Source organism: Flavobacterium erigeronis (genome assembly GCF_054075165.1).
Map to the genome: position 1 here is coordinate 479,062 of NZ_JBSKGP010000002.1, position 19,475 is coordinate 498,536.

Genomic DNA, 19,475 nt, shown 5'->3' on the forward strand with positions numbered 1-19,475 from the left:
GATTTTTATGGATTGTTATAGGATTTGGATGCTATTAATAATTAGAAATGTATGTTTGTATTATTAATTGAGTAAAATGAAATATTTAATTCATGAAACAAAAAATCACACTCCTAGTTTTTTTAACGACAGCTTTTTTATCAGCCCAAATTACTTATAAAGGTTTCATAGATAAATATCAGATCGAATTTGTAAGCGATATTTATTCTGACGGACAAGGATCTGCAATTTATGCTTATTCTAATTATGATACTCCAATCGTTTTAAATGCCAAGCTTGCAGGCAAAACTTTGGTATTCACAGAAAAAGACAAAAACGATAAAGAAACTGCAAAATTGACTTTTGTAAATTATGATGCCAAAAGCAATCAGCTAAACGGAATCTGGAAAGATTTGAATTCAGGAAAAGAACTTAAAATCAGTTTAGAAAAAGAGTTTGATGTAAATGATAATTCAGAATCGAAAGAAAGAGAGATTTTACAGCCAGTTTCTTTTAAAGATAAATATTTTAAGCTTGTTATTTCGGAAAACTCAAATGTAAGCGGAATTAAGATTATAGAGAAAAAGACCGATAAATTAATCCAGAAAATTGACATTCAATGCCAGCTTTGGGGGTTATACAATATCAATGTAGGAGATTATAATTTTGATGGATTTGAAGAATTCTCTGTTTTCGAATCCAGTTACGCGGGACCAAATACTTCTAGAATATATTTTCTATACAATCCGAAAACAGGAAAATACTTTGAGAGCAGTTTTACTGGCACTTCATTAGAATTTGATAGTAAAACCAAAAGAATCTACGAGCACAATCAATGTTGCGCCGGCAGAAGCATCGAAAGAGCTGAATATAAAGTGGTCAATAACAAAATGGTTTTGATAAAAAAGACTTGTATGGAATATGATGATAAAACAAAGGACTATAAGAATATTAAATGTGATTAATTAAATAAAGAGATAGCGAAATCCCAACTCCAAAAGAGTTGGGATTTTTTTTGTTTCAAACATTCCATAACTTAAATATATTTTACAAAATCACTTTCACAATTCCCATCCCACAAATTTGAAATTTCAAACCAAAATTCTATAACAGAATCGCCTTACTTTTTAGTGAACTTTGACTTATGAGATTTTTCAAAACATTCTAAAAATAAAAGTCATGCCAGATCCAAGAATTAAAAACGAAGAACAGTATGAAGCATTAGTAAAAAAAGGCTACAGCAAAGAGAAATCGGCGCGTATTGCCAATACACCCAATGCAGGAGAAAAAGGCGGAAAAGCAAAGCCTTATGACGAATGGACAAAAGAAGAACTTTTGAAACAAGCCAGTAAGGTTGGCATAAAAGGAAGATCTTATATGAATAAAAAAGACCTAATAAAGTCTTTGCGAAATAATTAAAACAAAAAGCAAAACTATTTCTGTGATAAAAATTCAAATACCATGAATGCGGCGAGAAAAGAAAATTTGATGAATCAGCTAATTAAAGCGCCACAGCTAGTTATAGAAAAACTAGACTTAGAATATATTAACGATCATCAATTGACAATCGTACGCTGCCGCGAAGGAGAAAATTTCGTTTATAAAAAAAACGGAAGAAATGTGAAAAGCAAACATGAGATTAAACGCATAAATAGTTTAGTTCTTCCGCCAGCTTGGGAAAACGTTCGTATTACTGATATTACAAATGGACACTTGCAAGCTGTGGGAACAGATCTTAAAAATAGAAAGCAGTATCGTTATCATCCGAGATGGAATTTGATCCGAAACCAAACCAAGTTTTATAAAATCGCCGAATTTGGAGCCAAACTTCCATTCATCAGGAAACAAGTAGATATTGATTTGGAACAGAAAGAATGGTCAAAGGAAAAAGTTACTGCTTTGGTTATTCGATTGATGGAAGAAACGCATATTCGAATCGGAAACGAGAAATATGCCAAAGACAACAAATCGTACGGACTTTCGACTTTAAGAAAACGCCATATTAATATCAATAGAAATTCGCTTCGGTTTGAATTTATTGGTAAAAAAGGAAAACAGCATACTATTACCACTCGAAACAAGAAATTGATCAAATTGGTAAGCCGTTGTGAAGAGATTCCAGGTTATGAAGTTTTTAAATATTACGATAAAAACGGCGAAAGAAAGGTTTTGGACAGTCATGCGGTAAATGAATATCTACATGCTATTTCGGGCGAATATTTCAGCGCGAAAGATTTCAGAACTTGGGCCGCTTCGATTATTTTCTTTGAAAGTTTAATGGAAATTGGAGTTACGTCTAATGAAAAAGAAATCAAAAACAACATCATAACAGCTTTTGATTTAACCGCTGAAGCACTCGGAAACACCAGAAAAGTCTGCAAAGATTATTACGTTCATCCGCTATTGATTTCGACTTATGAAGATGGTTCCATCCAGAAATATTTTGATTCGGTTAAAAAAAGCCGAAGCAACAGAAAATATTTTACAAAAACAGAAACCGCATTCTCAGAACTGATTAAAAATTATGAGGTCAATTTTGAGCAAGAATGCGCCTAAATATAAGAGTTGAGCTTCTCTCCAAAAGCTTTTAAAGTTTGAATACAAACAAAATCATTATTAACTAAAAAACTATTATTATGTTACGTTGGACAGTCACTTTTATTATTCTAGCCATAGTGGCGGGAATATTTGGTTTCGGTGGAATTGCCGCTGGAGCAGCTAGTATCGCTAAAATTTTATTCTTTATATTTTTAGTTCTTTTCGTTATTTCTTTAATCAGCGGAAGATCAAGAGTATAAGAGCAGTAGCAGATATACAAGAAATTTAAAACGGCACATTATTTAAAATGTGTCGTTTTTGTGGTTTTAATAAATAAAAAAAAACAGCAAGTCATGGGAACACAAAGCGGTGCTTATCAAGATGTTTACATTAAAAGAGAAGACGCAATGGTAAGCTTGAAAAACGATGTGACAGATTTTTGTGAAAAATACATAAAGCCTGTGCATCCTGAAAATTGGGATTGGTCGGTTCGTGATTTCGAAAATCCAAAAAACGACCCGACAACGGCAGAGGCCCGAGCAATTGCCAATGTTGTGTTTAAAGATTTAAGTGATCCAAAGCACACAGATGTCGATCTTTCTACAATGAATAACGTCCATGCGATTAAGGCCTATTTGGATCCGAAAAGCAAGCATGAAGCTTTTAATATGGAAGAATTTGCTTTTGCCTTAAAAGTAGAATTGGAGCACGGCAGAATAAAAGAGGTGAATGTGACCAATAATCATCCGTTTTTGACGGCTATGATTGCGCTTGCCCACATGACAGAAAGTTTGACTTATTATAAAAGGCTGAAGGTAATGGAAGCCGAGGGAGAAATTTATGAAATTGTTCGAAAAATAGAGGCTTCATCTGAAGGAAAAGAAGAATGGTATAAAGAATTAGGCAAAGCCGAACAAGAACTCAACGAAGCCAGAGCGGGATTATCAGAACGCCTGGCGCGTATGGACGATATTCCAGTACTGAAAATTATTGGAGATTAAGTAGTTAAATTTTAAACTCAAAAAACCGTCCCGATTTATCGGGACGGTTTTTTCTTTTCTTTAAAATGAGATTAGAATCGGCGGGGATCATTTTCTGGATATTCTTCGTCATCGTTATCTTCCTGAACATCATCTTCAATATAATCATTATCGTCTTCATCTATATCCTCTTCGATATAATCATCATCGTCATCGTCATCTTCATCTTCATCCTCGTCATCAATGTCTTCTAGGACATCTTCGGTTTCATTAAAGTCGTATTCGTCTTCTTTAAGATCTGATGGATTATCAAACTCGTCGTTTTCTTCGGTATAATTTTCATCTTCTAGTTCGACCTCATAAATATCATCATTGTTGTCTTCGAGATCTCTGTCGGTATGAAAATCGTCATTTAGATCATCTAGATCATCATCACTCACAAAATCTTCCTGATCAGGGTTGGGTCTATTCGGATTATAGCCATTTCGTACCATATAGCCTCGTTCCGCGATTTCACTAGCATTGTTATCAGGTTGTTTGATATCTTCATCAAGATCCTTACTCATATTTCGGTCGTTTGAGAAATGATTTTTTAAATCTCCGTTGTAGCTATTTTTTTTATCTATAGTATTCATGACATCTAGTTTTTAATGATTAATACTTAACAAAGCTAGTAGGAACTTAAAAGAATTGCTTATAAGATTTTAAAGTCTAATTGTATAATTAACAGATGCTTAGAATAGAATTTTAAGTTGAAATCTTATAACCCCTTCCAAAGCAGAGGCTGTAATTTTATCATCATATTAATCATTAAAAAATTATTACCATGAAAACTACAGATAGTAAAAAAACAACTACTGCAAAATCAACTACTGCAAAAAGTACAGCAACTAAAACAGCTGCTTCAAAAGAAACCACACCAAGAGGAGTTACAAAACCAAAATCAAATGCCGCTTCAGGTTTAACTGAATTATTTGAAGACGGATTAAAAGATATTTACTGGGCAGAAAAAGCCTTGACAAAAGCCTTGCCTGTGATGGTTAAAAATGCTTCTTCTGTTGAATTGAAAGATGCAATTGACAATCATTTGACAGAAACAGAAGAACAAATTGTTCGTTTAGAAGAAGTATTTAAAATTATCGGTCAAAAAGCAACAGCAAAAAAATGCGATGCTATGGAGGGTTTAATCGAAGAAGCAAAAGGAATGCTGGAAGAAACCGAATTAGGAGTTGTGCGTGATGCCGGAATTATTGCTGCAAGTCAGAAAATTGAGCACTACGAAATTGCAACTTATGGTACTTTGAGACAATTTGCTGAAACGTTAGGTCTTGCAGAAGCCGCTACTTTATTAGAACAAACGCTCGATGAAGAGAAAGGCGCAGATAAAACACTTACAGAAGTTGCTGTTAGTGCAGTAAATCTTGAGGCTGCCGAAATTGAATAAAGCCCTAAGAAAGAAATAAAAGTGCAGTTCTCATACTGCACTTTTTAGTTTATAAATTTTAGTATATGCCCGAAGGTCCGTCTATAGTAATCTTAAAAGAAGAAGTGCAGCAGTTTACCGGACAGAAAATAATTTCTGTATCTGGAAATACTTCTATTGATATTTCTCGTCTAGAAAATCAAACCATTATTGCTTTTAAAACCTGGGGAAAACATTTCTTAATCTGTTTTGATTCTTTTACAGTAAAAATCCACATGCTCATGTTTGGAACTTACCGAATAAACGAGCGAAAAACTTCCAAACCAAGGCTAAGTCTGGTTTTTAAAAGCGGAGAACTTAATTTTTACACTTGCTCCATCAAAATTCTAGAAGGTGATGTCAATTCGCATTACGATTGGAGTGTTGATGTAATGAATGAAAATTGGGATCCGAAGAAAGCTCAGACAAGTATGGAAAAGCAACCCGAAAAAATGATCTGCGATGTAATTTTAGATCAGGATATTTTTTCTGGAGTAGGCAACATTATTAAAAATGAAGTTTTGTACCGCTGTTATGTTCATCCAGAATCGATTGTAGAAAAAATTCCGCCTCACATAAAAAGCCAGCTTATTGCTGAATGTTCGATTTATAGTTTTGAATTTTTGTACTGGAAGAAAAAGTTTGAACTTAAAAAGCATTGGGAAGCTTATACCAAAACGACCTGTTTAAGATGCAATCTTCCGTTTGAGAAGAAACAGACTGGAGCCCGTAAACGCAGAAGTTTTTTCTGCACTAACTGCCAACAATTATACAAATGAAAAATCAAGTCATAATAGGATGTTCCAGCTTTTATAACAGTTTTTGGAAGAATGTTTTTTATCCTCATAATCTTCCTTCCAAAAAATGGTTTGAGTTTTATTGCCATCACTTCGATACGTACGAGTTTAATGGAAGTTTTTATAAATTTCCAACCGTTCGCATTTTCCAAAATTGGTATAATAAAACGCCAGAGTCTTTTTTGTTTTCGGTCAAAGTGCCGAAAGAAATCACGCATATCAAAAAACTGATAGACTGCGAAAGCCGTTTAAATGAATTTTACGCGGTTTGCAAGGAGGGAATGAAGGACAAACTCGCCGCGATTTTATTTCAGTTTCCGCCAAGTTATGCTTTTAGCAGAGAAAAATTGGATGCTATTATTGGAATTTTAAATTACGATTTTAAAAATGTGATAGAGTTTCGACACGAAAGCTGGTGGAATGATGAGGTTTGGAATTCATTTAAAGAAAACAATATTACGTTTTGTAGCGTGAGTTATCCGAATCTTCCTGAAACTATTTTCAAAGATTTTCCGCTATTTTATATGCGTTTTCATGGAATTCCGAGATTATTTCATTCGAGTTATTCTACAGAGGAATTGCAGCATGTGCATCGTCAAATTCGTTTGAAGAAAGGATTTGTCTATTTTAATAATACTGCGAGTGAAGCAGGCATTCTGAATGCTTTAGAATTGAAAAGAATGGCTGATTAGTTTATTTTTTGCTGTGAGTTTTTTTTTAACGCAAAGTGCGCTAAGGTTTTTTTTATTTTGAAAACTTAATTTTTGCGTTGAAAAAGTTCGCAAAGCTGTTGTCCTTAAGCTTTGTGAATATTTTTTTCACGCTCCCGATAGCTATCGGGATTGCAGATTTTTGGGATTTTTATTGCTGCTGAAAAATTTACGCAGATTTTCTTTCTAATCTGTGGCAGAAATAAACGCAAAGCAAAGAAAATTTTTCCCGCAGATTTAGCAGATTAAGGAGATTTTATTACAGTTAAAAATTATGCAGATTAAAAATCTGCAAAAATCTCTTCAACACAATAAAAATCTGCATCATCTGCTAAATCTGCGTGAAACAAAACCTGCGCAATTGGATATTTAGAAATCTGCAAAAATCTCTTCAGCGCAATAAAAATCTGCATTATCTGCTAAATCTGCGTGAAACAAAAATTATGCGCAATATTGAGTATTTAAATCTGCGAAGAAACAAAATTATGCGCAAAAGCAAAAAAATAACCACAAAGAGAGCAGGGAAATTCTTTGCGAACTTTCGTAAACCTCTGCGCTCTTTGCGGTTAAAAAAAATCAATAATTTACAATTTCAGACTTCCTTCAATTCCGTCATCCATTGTTTTTCCTGTTATTAAGGCAGCGGTCATTTTAGCAATCGCTACCATTTTTCCGTTTTTGTTATTCCAGTAGTAACCATCTTCAGGAACCACTTTTATTACACTCAGATTCGGATCATCAACACCTCCTGGCATCCAGATTTTTACTGCTGGATTATATAATTCTTCAATAGTTTTTCTATCATACGAAATACTTGCTGTTCCGTGAAGGGTTAAAAACTTATCATGTGGTTCTGAAAAGAAGATTTCTACCATCGGATTCTGAGTAATTTCAGCATTCTGACCGCTGTTTCGGTCAGATAAAAACCAAAGCTGTCCTAAATCATCAATTTTCTGAACCGACATTGGTCGAGATTGTATTTTGTATTCTTTATAGGTACAAAACATACACGTTTTAATATGCTCAGCTAGATCTTTTATTTTATCTACTGCAAATTCATCTGTAAGGTCTTTATGATCGCCCATAATGCTATATTTTTAAGTTTTTTATATTTAATTGTTTGACAAATAATGTTTTATTTGCCTTAAAATAGATACCAGTAAAGTTGGCTCTTTTTGTCCTTTTTTAGCTTATATAATTCAACTTAGAAATTATGAGATTTCAATTTGTACCGTTTTGTAAGAAATTGGGCTAGTACCTTTTTGTTACATAAAAAATTGCACTATCTTTGAAAGATAAATTTCTAAGCCAAAAAGACGATGATTGATTTTACTATTTTTTATACTGACGACGACGAAGATGATTTGTGTATTTTTGCTGATGCCGTAGAAAGTATACCTCAAAATATTAATCTTCAAACATTTTCTGCAGGCGAAAATTTCTTAAATGCCATTTTTAATCCGCCTGCAACACCTTATGTCGTTTTTTTGGATTTGAATATGCCAGGAAAAAATGGATTTGATGTTTTAGAAGAACTTCGAAATTCAGACTATAGAAAAGATATTCCCGTTGTAATTTATTCTACTTCAAGCGAACCTGGTATTATCGAAAAATGCCGTAAGCTAGGTGCCAATTGCTTTATTACGAAACCCATTTTAATGAATGACATTATAAAATCAATTGAGCACGCTATGCAAATTGACTGGCAAAAATTTATTCCGAACCAATCTAATTTTGTTTTTAGATACTGATTTCAGATAGATCGGGAATGTAAATATTAAAAACCGAACCTTTGCCTTTTTCACTAGAAACCGTTATAAAGCCTTTATGGTTTTCTACGATTTTCTTGACAATGGCAAGACCAATTCCCGTTCCGCGATATTCGCTTTCCGTATTCAAGCGCTGAAAAACTTCAAAGATTTTTTCTTTGTACTCCAATTCAAAACCAATTCCATTATCTGTAACTTGAAGATGATGGTAGATTTTATCTTTAAATTCAGCATTCGGCAATAATTTCCCTTCCACTTCAGTAACCGAAATTTTTACTATTGGAGCAACGCCTGGACGAGAAAATTTCAACGCATTTTCGACCAAATTATGAAGCAGCTGTCTAAACTGAAACTGTATAAGAATGGCTTCTCCTAAATCGTGATATTCTACAACAGCATTTTTTTCTTCAATTCGATCCGAAAAATCGCTTATTACTTCTTCTGCAACTTCATCTATTTTAACTCTCGAAAAAACGCGGTCGGCAGAATTGGCTCTAGAATAAGTCAATAAATCTTGTATGAGATTCTGCATTTTCTTTGCCGAAAACTCAATTCTATTTAAATACGCTTTGGCATTTGCCGAAATATTCTGTTCATCCAAATCGGCCAAACGGCTGGCAAAAGTTTGGATTTTTCTCAAAGGCTCTTGAAGGTCATGGCTTGAAATATAAGCAAACGACTGCAATTCAATATTCATATTGACCAAATCGCGGTTTTTCAATTCCAGCTGCGTGGTACGTTCGATAATTTGTTCTTCCAACTGATTGGTAAAGTTTTTTTGCTCTTCTATATCCGTGCTTGTTCCCACCCACATCTGAATCTTTCCCGACTCGTCCATTTGGGCAATTGCACGGCTAAGCTGCCATCTGTATTCGCCATCATAACGCTTAAATCGGTGAATAAAAAGAAAATCATGCCCTGTTTTAACCGATTCCATCCAGAGTTTGACATTTTCTTCTCGATCGTCAGGATGCACAATCTGCAGCCAGCCATTTTTCTCAATTTCTTCTTTAGACAATCCAGAATAATTGTAAATCGTTTGATTAAAATAATTTAAATTTCCCAGCGTATCGCTCGTCCAGATCAACTGCGGCATAGAGTCGGCGAGGAGCCTGAATTTTTTTTCGCTTTTCATCAAAACATGCTGATTTTGTTTTTCGGTAGTAAAATCCATCAAAGTGCCGACCATTTTAGAGGGCTCTTTATTTTCATCAAAAAAGATTTTACCATGAACTTTAATCCAGCCAATAGAATTGTTTACTTTTAAAATTCGAGCTTCATATTTATAAATTCCATTTTTAAGCGCTTTAGCAAAAGCTTCAGCAACAATATGTTCATCTTCTGGAAATATGCGGCTTCGAATATCTTGATGTACAATTTTGCTGTTTTTCTCAAAGCCAAAAATGTCGAGAATAGTATCGCTGTAGATTAGTTTTTTAGTTTTAAGATTTAAGTCCCACATCGCAATTTCGCCAATTTCAGCTGCCAATCGAACTCTCTCTTCTGCAGTTTCCACTTTTTTTCTAGCTTTTACTTTAGAAGTGACGTCATATACAGTACACATAATTCCCGAAGCCTGTCCGTCTTTTTCGTAGAGTGGAGTGTATTGGTAATCGAGATAGAATTTCTTTAATTTATCATTAATATCAACATAAGCAACGGCTTCATTTTCGCGAATTGTCTTTCCGTTTACCAAAACTTCCTGCAGTAATTCAGGGTATTTTTGCTGTTGCAATTCAGGAAAAACTTCTAATAAAGGAATGCCAATACAATCTTTTTCTTCCTTTTGCCAGATATTGTACATCATTGCTTTATTGGCCATTTCGATAATAAAATCTTTTCCTCTAAAGATCGCCATTGCAATTGGCGAGTCAATTACAATATCGCGAAAAGCTTTTTCGCTTTCTTTAAGAAGATGCCTTCCTTTTACTTCTTCAGTAACTTCATAAGAGACAACAATAACGCCGTTAATAATTTCATTTTCATCTTTTAACGGATAAAAAACGAGATTAAAATAGCCCAATTCTTGCTTGTTATAACGATTTAAATTAACTGGTAATTCGTCAGTATAATACGGAATTCCAGTTTCATAGACTTTCTTTAGTAAAGGAAAAACCGTTTCCTCTGCTTCTGGAACTGAATCAAAAATGGGTTTGTTTAAAATTTCGTTTTCCTCCTTGTCAATAATATGAAGATACGTTTCATTGGCCATTTCCACAATCAGATCTGGTCCTTTTAGAATTCCAATTCCGACTGGAAGCTGTTTTACAATGTCTTTAAAGCGTTTTTCACTTTCTTCAAGCCTTGTACGCGTCAAAACCTGATGGGTTGTCTCATTGCAAATTACGAGAACTCCAGCTACTTTTCCATTCTCATCATGTACAGGACTATTGCTAAATGTCCAGTACACATCTTCCAATTTTCCATTTCTATAAATAGGCAATAATTGATCTTCATGCCAAGTCGAATCGCCTTTTTGCAATACCTGATCTATGAGAGGTTTAATAAAATCCCAGATTTCAGGCCAATAGTCAGCACCTTTTTCTCCCAGAATAGAAGGATGTTTGCCATTATTTCCTAAACTAGGACGATAGGCATCATTGTAGAAACAAATATGATCTGGCCCCCAAAACAAAAACATAGGAAATTTAGAGTTTAGAAGAATTCCTAAAGTAGTACGGAGGCTTTGAGGCCAAGATTCAACTGGTCCCATAGCTGTTTTATTCCAATCTTTGACACGGATAAGTTCACCCATTTCTCCTCCATTGGCCAAAAAATCATAATTGTTGTAACTCATTCAAATGGTATTTTTATGTTCCTGTTTAACAGGTCGTTTTTCATTACTTTAAATCGGTAATGTTTGTTTTTTTAGATTAAGCTTTATTAAAATTAGTAAAAAATAAATATCCGCAGAAATGCGATTTTGAATGAGGCAAGATTAAAATCGTTAGAGTTAATTTTATCATTTTTCTATGCGGAAATTTGAATAAAAGATAAAAATAAAAAGCAATGAAAAGGGAAGATTCTAAACACGAAACCGATAATATAAAAAGATATCAGGAGGAAGGATATACAGTAAATTATTTATTTGAAAATGACCGCCTGATAGATTCTCAAAGTAAAGTATCTTATAAACCACAAGACATATTTATTGTGGCACATCATCGCTATGAAGGAATGAGTGATCCAGATGATATGTCGATTTTATATATTATCGAAACTAAAGACGGCGGAAAAGGAACTCATTTATTAGGATACGGCCCAACGGCAGATTTAGAAGAAGCAGAATTTTTTAAAGACATTCCGAAAGCCAATTACTCTAAAAATTCAGACGTAAACGAGTTAACATAAAAAAGCTTCTAAGCTTCTGAGCTTCTGAGTTGCTAAGATACTAAGTACTATTCTTACTGTCGTAGAAGCTCAAAATCTTAACACCTTAAAAGAATAAAAATAGATTGGTATTTTTATTTTGCTGATGAGCAGTTGTTTCAAATTTATTTGGAGCAGCTGCTTTTTTTTGAAAGTCGCAAAGGGACAAAGTTGCAAAGGGACAAAGTAAAACTTGACTTGAAAAACTTTGTCGCTTTCTCTCTCTGCAACTTTTGAACCTTTGCAAAGTTTGCAAAGTAAAAACTTTGTCACTTTGCCTCTCTGCAACTTTGAACCTTAGAATAATGAAATATCTCCTCAAAATTGTATAAGGAATTGACTGACAATATGAACGAAATTTGGATTAAGAAATTGAGATAACAATCAAAGGTGAGTTTTGTACAAATTCCCGCTTTATTAACCAAACCGAAATAATGAAAAAACTTTACTTAAATACAGGAAGCTTTGATGCTGTTTTTACTAATCTGAAAGAGAGTTTCGGCGGTGACTTATTGATTACTGCCAACGAATACAAATTGATATTTAAATCGAAATGGGCAAACGGAAGCATTTCTGGAGTTCGTTTTGAAAAAGAAATGACGTATTTAAATTTTGACTTGACTTTTAATCAAGAAGTTAGTTTAAGCATCGAATCCAATCCATTTTCGCCTGTGTTTTTTGCGTATTGCGAGAAAGGAAATGTATTGCATAGTTTTGGTGCCGATGGAGCTACTCATTGTCTTAAAAAACAGCAATCGGGTATTATGAGCAATTCTTCTACGATCAATAGCGTATTGTATTTTCAGAGTCATCAGCAAATTCAATTCTCTATAATCGGAATGCCAACAACAGTCGAAAATAAAGAAATTGATTTTGTTTCTCAGGTTAAAAAAATATTTACAAGCAATTCTGGAAATTATATTTACATAGGAGATGAAAATCATAAAATAGGGGAGAAATTTCAGGAACTTAAAAGAATCCCAAATCAAGGTGCAATTCGTTATTTGTTAATGAGAAGTATTCTTCGTGAGGTTTTGGAATTAGAGATAGCGCAACATAGTTATAATTATTTTACAATGTTTGAGCCTATTTTAAACTTTGCAGTAAAACAATTAGACGAAATCAAAAAACTATCGCCTATCAAATTAACCGCAATTGCAGCGCCAGTGCATTTTTTAAAGCGAAACTTGCAATCTCGAAAATACAATTTGGAATTAGACCCGTACAACCAAAAATTAGCTAGCTAGTAAGCATACCATATTCTTCACTTTCAAAAAAACAGCTTCGATCGAGCTGTTTTTTTTCTTTTTAGAACTTATTCTTTTTCATAGTAAATGATAAAATAAACCATGATTAAATTTAAGACCAAAGAAATGCTGTTTGTAATAATTATTGGAAGATCTTTTTTTAGAATTCCGTAAACAATCCAAACTGAGATTCCGAACGTTAAAATACTGAACATTCGAAGCGAAATTTCTTTTACTTTCTTGGTTTTCCAAACCTTTATAATTTGCGGAATTGTAGATATTGTAATACAAGCTCCCGCAAAAAGTCCTATGATGTCGATGTAGTTCATTTTTTTTGTTTTTAAGTGACAGAGTTGCAAAGAGACAAAGGGCAAAGTTTTTTTTTTGTAAACTGTTAGGCGTTTGGTTGGTCATTTTTGCGGACATGCTTTGCGTTCTTAATTTTGCTAGCAAACACTAAAAATCCTCAGCGTACTTTGCGTAAAACCTTTGCGCTCTTTGCGTTAAAATATGCGCACAGTAAAAAACTTTAGCTTAGCATTCTCAGCGCCTTAGTAGCTTAAAAAACTCAGCCAACTAGCTCCCCACCGTTTATATGAATAAATTGCCCAGTAATATAACTGCTGTCTTCGCACGCCAGAAAAACATACGCCGGCGCGACTTCAGAAGGCTGACCGGCTCTTTCCATCGGATTGTCTTTTCCAAAATCAGATAATTTATCAAAGCTTGCTACGATTAAAGGTGTCCAAATTGGTCCAGGAGCAACGCCATTAACGCGGATTTTTTTCTTCGCTAGCATTGTAGAAAGCGAACGTGTAAAACTTACGATCGCTCCTTTGGTACTCGCGTAATCGGCTAAATGTTCGCTTCCGCGAAAAGCAGTTACAGAAGTGGTATTGATTATCGCATCGCCTTCTTTTAAAAATGCCAATGCCGCTTTGGTAATATAAAAATAAGGGTAAATATTAGTCTCAAATGTCTTTTTAAGCTGTGCGCTCGTAATCTTTTCCAATTCTTTTTGCGGAAATTGAGTGGCAGCATTATTCACCAGGATATTTAGGCTTTTAAAAGTAGTATGGCATTTTTTTACTGCAGTTTGACAAAATTTTTCATCTTTTAAATCTCCGCTTATCAAAAGACATTGCTGCCCTTCTTTTTCAATCATCGCTTTGGTTTCAAGGGCATCTTTATCTTCTTTTAAATACACAATGGCAATATTAGCGCCCTCTCTTGCAAAATGTACAGCAACACTTCTTCCGATACCGCTGTCCCCTCCAGTTATAAAAGCTGTTTTTCCTAATAATTTACCGCTTCCAGTATAATTCTCTCGAATAATTTCTGGTTCCGGATTCATCTTATGTTCGTTTCCCGGAAGATTTTGTTTTTGTTCGGGAAATGTCTGTTTCTTTTTCATGATTCTTTCTTTTTATGCTTTTATGCTATTTAAAATTAGCTCTTAACTAAAATTTCGATTGTCTTAAAAGATATTTTATTTGCCTCAATTAAAAACAAAATGGCAATTGTGTATGAAAATACATGAGTTTTATCCAATACTAATAATAATAGGAAATTTCTAATAAGTTAGCAATCACCCAGAACATTCAATTGAAATACAAAAGATGGGAATTTTGTAACTATTTTCGATTTAAATAAAAAACCTGCCCGTTATTTTTTTTATACATTTGAGAATTTCCGCGCCAATTTTTTGCAGCTCATTTTGCAATTTGTGTAAAAAATAGGAAAATTTTTACGATTATTTAAAAAACAAATTATTTTGAATTACAACCGATTTAGCTATCCGACATGGTATTAATTGTAGACGATATAAGGGCCAATATTATTGCCCTGAAGAAAACATTAGAGCTGCATAATATCGATGTTGATAGTGCCGAATCTGGAGAAGAAGCTCTCAAAAAAATCCTAAAAACAGATTACTGTCTCATCATCATGGACGTTCAAATGCCAGGACTCGATGGATTTGAGGTAGTAAAAATTCTTTCTGGAAACAAACGCACAAAAGATATTCCCGTTATCTTTCTTTCGGCACTTAATACCGAGAAAAAATATATCTTTAAAGGTTATGAAACAGGTGCTGTTGAATACATTACGAAGCCTGTAGATAGCGATTTGCTGATACTCAAAGTAAAAACCTTCATTAAAATTTACGAGCAGCAAAACGAACTGAAAGCGATGAAAGACCTGCTTTCTAAAGAAATAAAAATTAGAAAAGAAGCGCAGGACAACCTTGAAATTAAAATTGCGGAACGAACAAAAGAACTGGTTCAGAAAAATGAGGAACTGGAACTTAGAAATCACGAATTACAGCAGTTTTCTTGGGTAGTATCGCACGATTTAAATGAGCCGATTAGAAAAATTCAAATCTTTATCAAAATTATAAAAGACCTTTACTTAAAAGCAGACGACAAAGCTATCGATTATGTGGATCGAACGATAAAATCTGCAGAAAGAATGCAAACTTTAATTACCGATCTTCTGGCTTATTCTAGACTTTCGGCTCAGGTAAAACCTGAAAAAACCGATTTAAATGTGGTATTGCAGGAAGTCTTGGGAGATTTTGATTATTTGATCGAACGCAAAAATGCCACAATAAAAACCAACGAACTTCCAACCGTAGACAGTATTCCGAGTCAGATGCGTCAGGTTTTTCAGAATCTAATTGGAAATGCCCTGAAATTTTCTAGCGATGATAAAGCTGTAATCGAAATTACTTCTGAAATCATTTTAGATAAAGCAATCGACAGTCCGAGTTCTCCTGAAGGTAAATTTTGCAGAATTGTGGTGAAAGACAACGGAATTGGTTTTGACGAAATTTATCTGGATCGAATTTTTATCATTTTCCAAAGTTTAAATGACCGCCAATCTTATGAAGGAACAGGAATTGGACTGGCAATCGCCAAAAAAATTATAGAAAAACACAACGGACTTATCACAGCCAAAAGTAAACCAGGCGAGGGCGCAAGTTTTATAATTGTGCTACCTTTGAAATACGAATTAAAATAATTTAGAAATATATGAATGGTAATTTTAAAAGAAATTTATTAATCAGCTCGCTAGTTTCACTGTTTGTACTTACAATTAGTTCGGTTGCTTCTTTTATTAGTATTAAAAGTCTATTAAGCAGTAATTTTTGGGTCAATCATACTCAAGATGTAATCTACAACCTAAACGAAGGTTCTTCTATTATTACCGAAGCTCAAACCAGTATGAGAGGGTATCTGCTTACGGGCGACGAACAGTTTGTAGATCGATTTTCGGATGCTGAAAATAGATCAAATAATTACTTTGACAAATTGGACGAACTGACGACTGATAATCCTTCGCAAAGAAAATTACTAGACGAATTGCGTGAGAAGCGTTCCGGTTTCTTTAAATATCTAAACAATCAGATTGTAAAAAAACGCTTAAGCAAAGAAACCCTCATTTTCGACTTGAATGAAGGCCGAAATATGATGAACGACATGAGAGCGATCATCAAAAAAGTTGAAAACACAGAACAGAAACTTTTAGAAGAACGCAATTCAAATTCAGAACGTTACGGTAATTACAGTTTGGCTTTAATTGTAGTGGCCTTTTTTATTGCTTTTCTTATTTCTATTGTTTTCTTAATCAGAATTTTAAAAGATTATAACGAAAGAACTTTACTGCAAAAAGAATTAGAAAGAAAAGACAAAGATATAGCAGAAAGACTTCAAGTAATTGGCGGAATTGCAGCCCAAATTACCAAAGGAAATTACGATGTACAGATCGATGATAGAAAAGCCGATACTTTGGGCGCTCTTGGAGCTTCTATACATGAAATGAAAGATTCGCTAAAAACGTCTTTCGACTTGCTGACGCAAAAAGAATGGCTTCAGTCGGGTGTTGCCACTCTGAATGATAAAATGCTGGGCGAAAAAACGATTCAGAAATTATCTAAAGATATCATAGAATTTTTGTGCCAATATACCAATGCCAGCGCTGGAGTTTTGTATGTTGTTGATGGAGAAGAAATGGCCATTTCTGGCGGTTACAGCTATATTCCGAGCAAAAGCAGAGAAAGAATTAAAAAAGGCGAAGGTTTAATTGGGCAGGCAATCGTTTCTGGGAAAATGCTCGAATTGAAATCATTTTCAGCAGATAATATACAGATCAATTATGCATTGGGAGAAATTAAACCAACGCATATAGTGGCGCTTCCGCTAATGGACTTTAAGATTGAAGGAGCGGTTGAATTGGCCAGTATTTATGGTTTTTCTGTACTGCAATTGGAATTTTTAAACTTAGTGGCCAACAATATCGGAATTGCTTTAAAAGCGACTCAAAACCGTAAACGCGTTTTAGAACTTCTGGAAGAAACCAAATCACAGTCAGAAGAATTACAGATTCAGCACAGCGAATTGGAAGCCATAAATGCTGAATTGGAAGCGCAGACTGAAAAACTGCAGGCATCAGAAGAAGAACTTCGCGTTCAGCAGGAAGAATTGGAGCAGACCAACGAGGAATTGTCTGAAAGAAGTGTTTTATTAGAAGAAAAAAACACAGAAATTCAGAAAAAATCAGAAGCTTTAGAATTAACAACACGCTACAAGTCAGAATTTTTGGCGAATATGTCGCACGAGCTGAGAACGCCACTGAACTCGATTTTATTATTGAGCCGTTTGCTATCTGAAAATAACAACCAAACGATGAACAATGAAGAAATTGAATTTGCAAAAGTAATTCAGAGTTCAGGAAACAGTTTGTTAGGATTAATTGACGAAATTCTGGATTTATCTAAAATTGAAGCGGGTAAAATGGATCTGGAATTCTTGGATGTTTCGACAAAAGAAATTACAGACAGCCTTCATAATTTATTTTATCTGATTGCAAAAGAGAAAAACATCAATTTTGAAATCATTGCTAAAGAAGCGCCAATCGTTATCAAAACAGATAAAATGCGTTTGGAGCAGATTCTGAAAAACCTGATTTCGAATGCTATTAAATTTACTGAAAAAGGAACAGTAAGCCTAGAAATAAAAGTAAATTCAGATAATGACAAAGAGATTTGCTTCATTGTAAAAGATACTGGAATCGGAATTCCGTTAGAAAAACAGCCTTTAATTTTTGAAGCTTTCCAACAAGCAGACGGTTCAACGAAACGTAAATACGGAGGAACTGGTTTAGGATTATCAATTAGCCGTGAATTGGCAAAACTGCTTCGAGGAGAAATTACATTGCACAGTAAAGTAAATGAAGGAAGTACGTTTACGTTATGTCTTCCAGTTTTGGGAATGGCTTTAAATAAAATTTCGGTTAATACTAGACAGGAAGAAGAAGTTTTTGAAGAAGTAACAGAAGAAACAGATAACAAGCCAAAATACATTAGCGAGGTTATACCAGCTGAAATTGAAGACGATAGAGATTCGATTGTAGAAGGCGATAAAGTGATCTTGATTGTAGAAGACGATATTAGTTTTGCTAAATCTTTGCTGGCTTTTACACAGAAAAAAGGCTATAAAGGCGTTGTCGCGGTAAGAGGAGATTATGCTTTAAATTTTGCTTTAATTTACAAGCCAATCGGAATTTTACTGGATATTGAGTTGCCAATTAAGAGCGGTTGGCAGGTTTTGGAAGAATTGAAAAATCATTCTCAAACCAAGCATATTTCGGTACATATCATGTCATCGCACAAATTGAAACAAGAAAGTCTGCTGAAAGGAGCTGTAGATTTCTTAGACAAGCCAGTGGCATTTGACAAGATTCCAGAAGTTTTTACACGTATCGAGCATATCATCAACAAAGAATCTCAAAAGGTTTTAATTATTGAAGACAACCCGAAACATGCAAAAGCATTGGCTTATTTCTTAGAAAACTATAATATTAATTCTGAAATTAAAAGCGAAGTTTCAGAAGGATTATCGGCTTTGGGCAAAGAAGAAGTAGACTGCGTGATTTTGGATATGGGAATTCCAGACAAACAGGCTTACGAAATTCTAGACGGCGTAAAGAAAAGCCCAGGATTAGAAAATCTGCCCGTAATTGTCTTTACAGGAAAAAGCCTTTCTGTAAAAGAAGAATTAAAAATTAGAAAATACGCCGATTCTATTATCGTTAAAACGGCACATTCGTACCAAAGAATGCTTGATGAGGTTTCACTTTTCCTTCATTTGGTAGAAGAAAAGAAAGAAGGAAACGCTAAAAAAGAAAATCACAAAAAGCTGAATTCGCTGAATAATATTCTGTTTGAGAAAAAAGTATTAATTGTAGATGATGATGTACGAAATATATATTCTCTTTCGAAAGCTTTAGAAGCATTTAAAATGAATGTAATTACGGCTTTTGACGGAAAAGAAGCCATTAAAATTTTAGATGAAAATCCAGACACAGACGTGGTATTGCTCGATATGATGATGCCAAATATGGACGGTTATGAAACAGCCGAAAAGATAAGAAGTAATCCTAAATTTCTTAACTTAGCAGTGATAGCTGTAACGGCCAAAGCTATGACTGGCGACAGGGAAAAATGTATTAGGGCAGGAGCCTCAGATTACATTACAAAACCTGTAGATGTAGACCAGTTATTATCGTTGTTGAGAGTGTGGCTGTATGATAAAATCTAATTTTAAAAAGCTGTAAATGGGAAAA

At 34.2% G+C, this 19,475-nt stretch carries 18 protein-coding genes; 13 read left to right on the top strand and 5 right to left on the bottom strand.

What is annotated here, in order from left to right; genetic code table 11:
• Positions 1-92 precede the first annotated feature (92 nt).
• The 5 genes from ACWA1F_RS06125 (at position 93) to ACWA1F_RS06145 (ending at position 3,518) form a co-directional block, all read left to right on the top strand.
• Complete coding sequence (locus tag ACWA1F_RS06125; protein ID WP_456892469.1) at positions 93-944, top strand: XAC2610-related protein; 852 nt, start codon at positions 93-95, stop codon at positions 942-944.
• Between the two features lie 214 nt (positions 945-1,158).
• On the top strand, positions 1,159-1,398 hold the full coding sequence (locus ACWA1F_RS06130) for a DUF7218 family protein (RefSeq protein ID WP_306157885.1): 240 nt from the start codon (positions 1,159-1,161) through the stop codon (positions 1,396-1,398).
• Positions 1,399-1,440: 42 nt separating this feature from the next.
• Positions 1,441-2,535, top strand: a complete 1,095-nt coding sequence (locus ACWA1F_RS06135) for a DNA topoisomerase IB (RefSeq protein WP_456892471.1) — start codon at positions 1,441-1,443, stop codon at positions 2,533-2,535.
• A gap of 80 nt (positions 2,536-2,615) precedes the next feature.
• A complete protein-coding gene (locus ACWA1F_RS06140; RefSeq protein WP_012026284.1) occupies positions 2,616-2,777 on the top strand; it encodes a DUF1328 domain-containing protein in 162 nt (53 codons plus the stop codon).
• Positions 2,778-2,870: 93 nt separating this feature from the next.
• Positions 2,871-3,518 (top strand): DUF5661 family protein, encoded by a 648-nt coding sequence (locus ACWA1F_RS06145; RefSeq protein ID WP_306157892.1) that lies wholly within the window; start codon positions 2,871-2,873, stop codon positions 3,516-3,518.
• Between the two features lie 71 nt (positions 3,519-3,589).
• Here the strand turns inward: ACWA1F_RS06145 and ACWA1F_RS06150 are convergent, their stop codons facing one another.
• Positions 3,590-4,132, bottom strand: coding sequence for a hypothetical protein (locus tag ACWA1F_RS06150; RefSeq protein ID WP_456892474.1), 543 nt, complete (start codon positions 4,130-4,132; stop codon positions 3,590-3,592).
• Between the two features lie 191 nt (positions 4,133-4,323).
• Here ACWA1F_RS06150 and ACWA1F_RS06155 point away from each other — a divergent pair, with 191 nt between their 5' ends.
• From ACWA1F_RS06155 to ACWA1F_RS06165, 3 genes are all read left to right on the top strand, one after another.
• Positions 4,324-4,941, top strand: a complete 618-nt coding sequence (locus tag ACWA1F_RS06155; RefSeq protein WP_456892476.1) for a YciE/YciF ferroxidase family protein — start codon at positions 4,324-4,326, stop codon at positions 4,939-4,941.
• 65 nt (positions 4,942-5,006) lie between these two features.
• Positions 5,007-5,738 carry a DNA-formamidopyrimidine glycosylase family protein gene (locus tag ACWA1F_RS06160; protein ID WP_456892478.1) on the top strand — a complete coding sequence of 244 codons (732 nt, stop codon included), beginning with the start codon at positions 5,007-5,009 and terminating at the stop codon, positions 5,736-5,738.
• Positions 5,735-6,448: a DUF72 domain-containing protein gene (locus ACWA1F_RS06165; protein WP_456892480.1), complete on the top strand. Its 714-nt coding sequence runs from the start codon at positions 5,735-5,737 to the stop codon at positions 6,446-6,448. Before ACWA1F_RS06160 ends, ACWA1F_RS06165 begins: the two co-directional genes overlap by 4 nt.
• A gap of 602 nt (positions 6,449-7,050) precedes the next feature.
• Here ACWA1F_RS06165 and ACWA1F_RS06170 read toward each other — a convergent pair.
• The gene (locus tag ACWA1F_RS06170; RefSeq protein ID WP_456892482.1) at positions 7,051-7,551 is read right to left on the bottom strand and encodes a pyridoxamine 5'-phosphate oxidase family protein; all 501 of its coding nucleotides are present in this window, start codon (positions 7,549-7,551) and stop codon (positions 7,051-7,053) included.
• A 234-nt stretch (positions 7,552-7,785) separates the two neighbouring features.
• Here ACWA1F_RS06170 and ACWA1F_RS06175 point away from each other — a divergent pair, with 234 nt between their 5' ends.
• Complete coding sequence (locus tag ACWA1F_RS06175; RefSeq protein WP_456892484.1) at positions 7,786-8,217, top strand: response regulator; 432 nt, start codon at positions 7,786-7,788, stop codon at positions 8,215-8,217.
• Here ACWA1F_RS06175 and ACWA1F_RS06180 read toward each other — a convergent pair.
• Positions 8,207-11,032 (bottom strand): PAS domain-containing sensor histidine kinase, encoded by a 2,826-nt coding sequence (locus tag ACWA1F_RS06180; protein WP_456892486.1) that lies wholly within the window; start codon positions 11,030-11,032, stop codon positions 8,207-8,209. The genes ACWA1F_RS06175 and ACWA1F_RS06180 overlap by 11 nt on opposite strands.
• A gap of 212 nt (positions 11,033-11,244) precedes the next feature.
• Between ACWA1F_RS06180 and ACWA1F_RS06185 the strand changes: the two genes are divergently transcribed.
• Both ACWA1F_RS06185 and ACWA1F_RS06190 read left to right on the top strand, forming a co-directional pair.
• Positions 11,245-11,586, top strand: a complete 342-nt coding sequence (locus tag ACWA1F_RS06185) for a hypothetical protein (protein WP_456892487.1) — start codon at positions 11,245-11,247, stop codon at positions 11,584-11,586.
• A gap of 452 nt (positions 11,587-12,038) precedes the next feature.
• The gene (locus tag ACWA1F_RS06190; protein ID WP_456892489.1) at positions 12,039-12,851 is read left to right on the top strand and encodes a hypothetical protein; all 813 of its coding nucleotides are present in this window, start codon (positions 12,039-12,041) and stop codon (positions 12,849-12,851) included.
• A gap of 68 nt (positions 12,852-12,919) precedes the next feature.
• On the opposite strand, the gene ACWA1F_RS06195 is transcribed toward ACWA1F_RS06190, so the two are convergent.
• A complete protein-coding gene (locus ACWA1F_RS06195) occupies positions 12,920-13,180 on the bottom strand; it encodes a SemiSWEET family sugar transporter (RefSeq protein WP_306157914.1) in 261 nt (86 codons plus the stop codon).
• A gap of 239 nt (positions 13,181-13,419) precedes the next feature.
• The gene (locus tag ACWA1F_RS06200; RefSeq protein ID WP_306157916.1) at positions 13,420-14,265 is read right to left on the bottom strand and encodes an SDR family oxidoreductase; all 846 of its coding nucleotides are present in this window, start codon (positions 14,263-14,265) and stop codon (positions 13,420-13,422) included.
• Positions 14,266-14,654: 389 nt separating this feature from the next.
• On the opposite strand from ACWA1F_RS06200, the gene ACWA1F_RS06205 reads away from it, so the two are divergent.
• Both ACWA1F_RS06205 and ACWA1F_RS06210 read left to right on the top strand, forming a co-directional pair.
• Complete coding sequence (locus ACWA1F_RS06205; RefSeq protein ID WP_306157918.1) at positions 14,655-15,872, top strand: hybrid sensor histidine kinase/response regulator; 1,218 nt, start codon at positions 14,655-14,657, stop codon at positions 15,870-15,872.
• An 11-nt stretch (positions 15,873-15,883) separates the two neighbouring features.
• Positions 15,884-19,450, top strand: a complete 3,567-nt coding sequence (locus tag ACWA1F_RS06210) for a response regulator (RefSeq protein WP_306157920.1) — start codon at positions 15,884-15,886, stop codon at positions 19,448-19,450.
• Positions 19,451-19,475 lie beyond the last annotated feature (25 nt).

Excerpts from the sequence above, each read along its gene's own strand:
- ACWA1F_RS06125 (WP_456892469.1), top strand. The coding sequence starts at position 93 with ATGAAACAAAAAATCACACTCCTAGTTTTTTTAACGACAGCTTTTTTA.
- ACWA1F_RS06130 (WP_306157885.1), top strand. The coding sequence starts at position 1,159 with ATGCCAGATCCAAGAATTAAAAACGAAGAACAGTATGAAGCATTAGTA.
- ACWA1F_RS06135 (WP_456892471.1), top strand. The coding sequence starts at position 1,441 with ATGAATGCGGCGAGAAAAGAAAATTTGATGAATCAGCTAATTAAAGCG.
- ACWA1F_RS06140 (WP_012026284.1), top strand. The coding sequence starts at position 2,616 with ATGTTACGTTGGACAGTCACTTTTATTATTCTAGCCATAGTGGCGGGA.
- ACWA1F_RS06145 (WP_306157892.1), top strand. The coding sequence starts at position 2,871 with ATGGGAACACAAAGCGGTGCTTATCAAGATGTTTACATTAAAAGAGAA.
- ACWA1F_RS06150 (WP_456892474.1), bottom strand. The coding sequence starts at position 4,132 with ATGAATACTATAGATAAAAAAAATAGCTACAACGGAGATTTAAAAAAT.
- ACWA1F_RS06155 (WP_456892476.1), top strand. The coding sequence starts at position 4,324 with ATGAAAACTACAGATAGTAAAAAAACAACTACTGCAAAATCAACTACT.
- ACWA1F_RS06160 (WP_456892478.1), top strand. The coding sequence starts at position 5,007 with ATGCCCGAAGGTCCGTCTATAGTAATCTTAAAAGAAGAAGTGCAGCAG.
- ACWA1F_RS06165 (WP_456892480.1), top strand. The coding sequence starts at position 5,735 with ATGAAAAATCAAGTCATAATAGGATGTTCCAGCTTTTATAACAGTTTT.
- ACWA1F_RS06170 (WP_456892482.1), bottom strand. The coding sequence starts at position 7,551 with ATGGGCGATCATAAAGACCTTACAGATGAATTTGCAGTAGATAAAATA.
- ACWA1F_RS06175 (WP_456892484.1), top strand. The coding sequence starts at position 7,786 with ATGATTGATTTTACTATTTTTTATACTGACGACGACGAAGATGATTTG.
- ACWA1F_RS06180 (WP_456892486.1), bottom strand. The coding sequence starts at position 11,032 with ATGAGTTACAACAATTATGATTTTTTGGCCAATGGAGGAGAAATGGGT.
- ACWA1F_RS06185 (WP_456892487.1), top strand. The coding sequence starts at position 11,245 with ATGAAAAGGGAAGATTCTAAACACGAAACCGATAATATAAAAAGATAT.
- ACWA1F_RS06190 (WP_456892489.1), top strand. The coding sequence starts at position 12,039 with ATGAAAAAACTTTACTTAAATACAGGAAGCTTTGATGCTGTTTTTACT.
- ACWA1F_RS06195 (WP_306157914.1), bottom strand. The coding sequence starts at position 13,180 with ATGAACTACATCGACATCATAGGACTTTTTGCGGGAGCTTGTATTACA.
- ACWA1F_RS06200 (WP_306157916.1), bottom strand. The coding sequence starts at position 14,265 with ATGAAAAAGAAACAGACATTTCCCGAACAAAAACAAAATCTTCCGGGA.
- ACWA1F_RS06205 (WP_306157918.1), top strand. The coding sequence starts at position 14,655 with ATGGTATTAATTGTAGACGATATAAGGGCCAATATTATTGCCCTGAAG.
- ACWA1F_RS06210 (WP_306157920.1), top strand. The coding sequence starts at position 15,884 with ATGAATGGTAATTTTAAAAGAAATTTATTAATCAGCTCGCTAGTTTCA.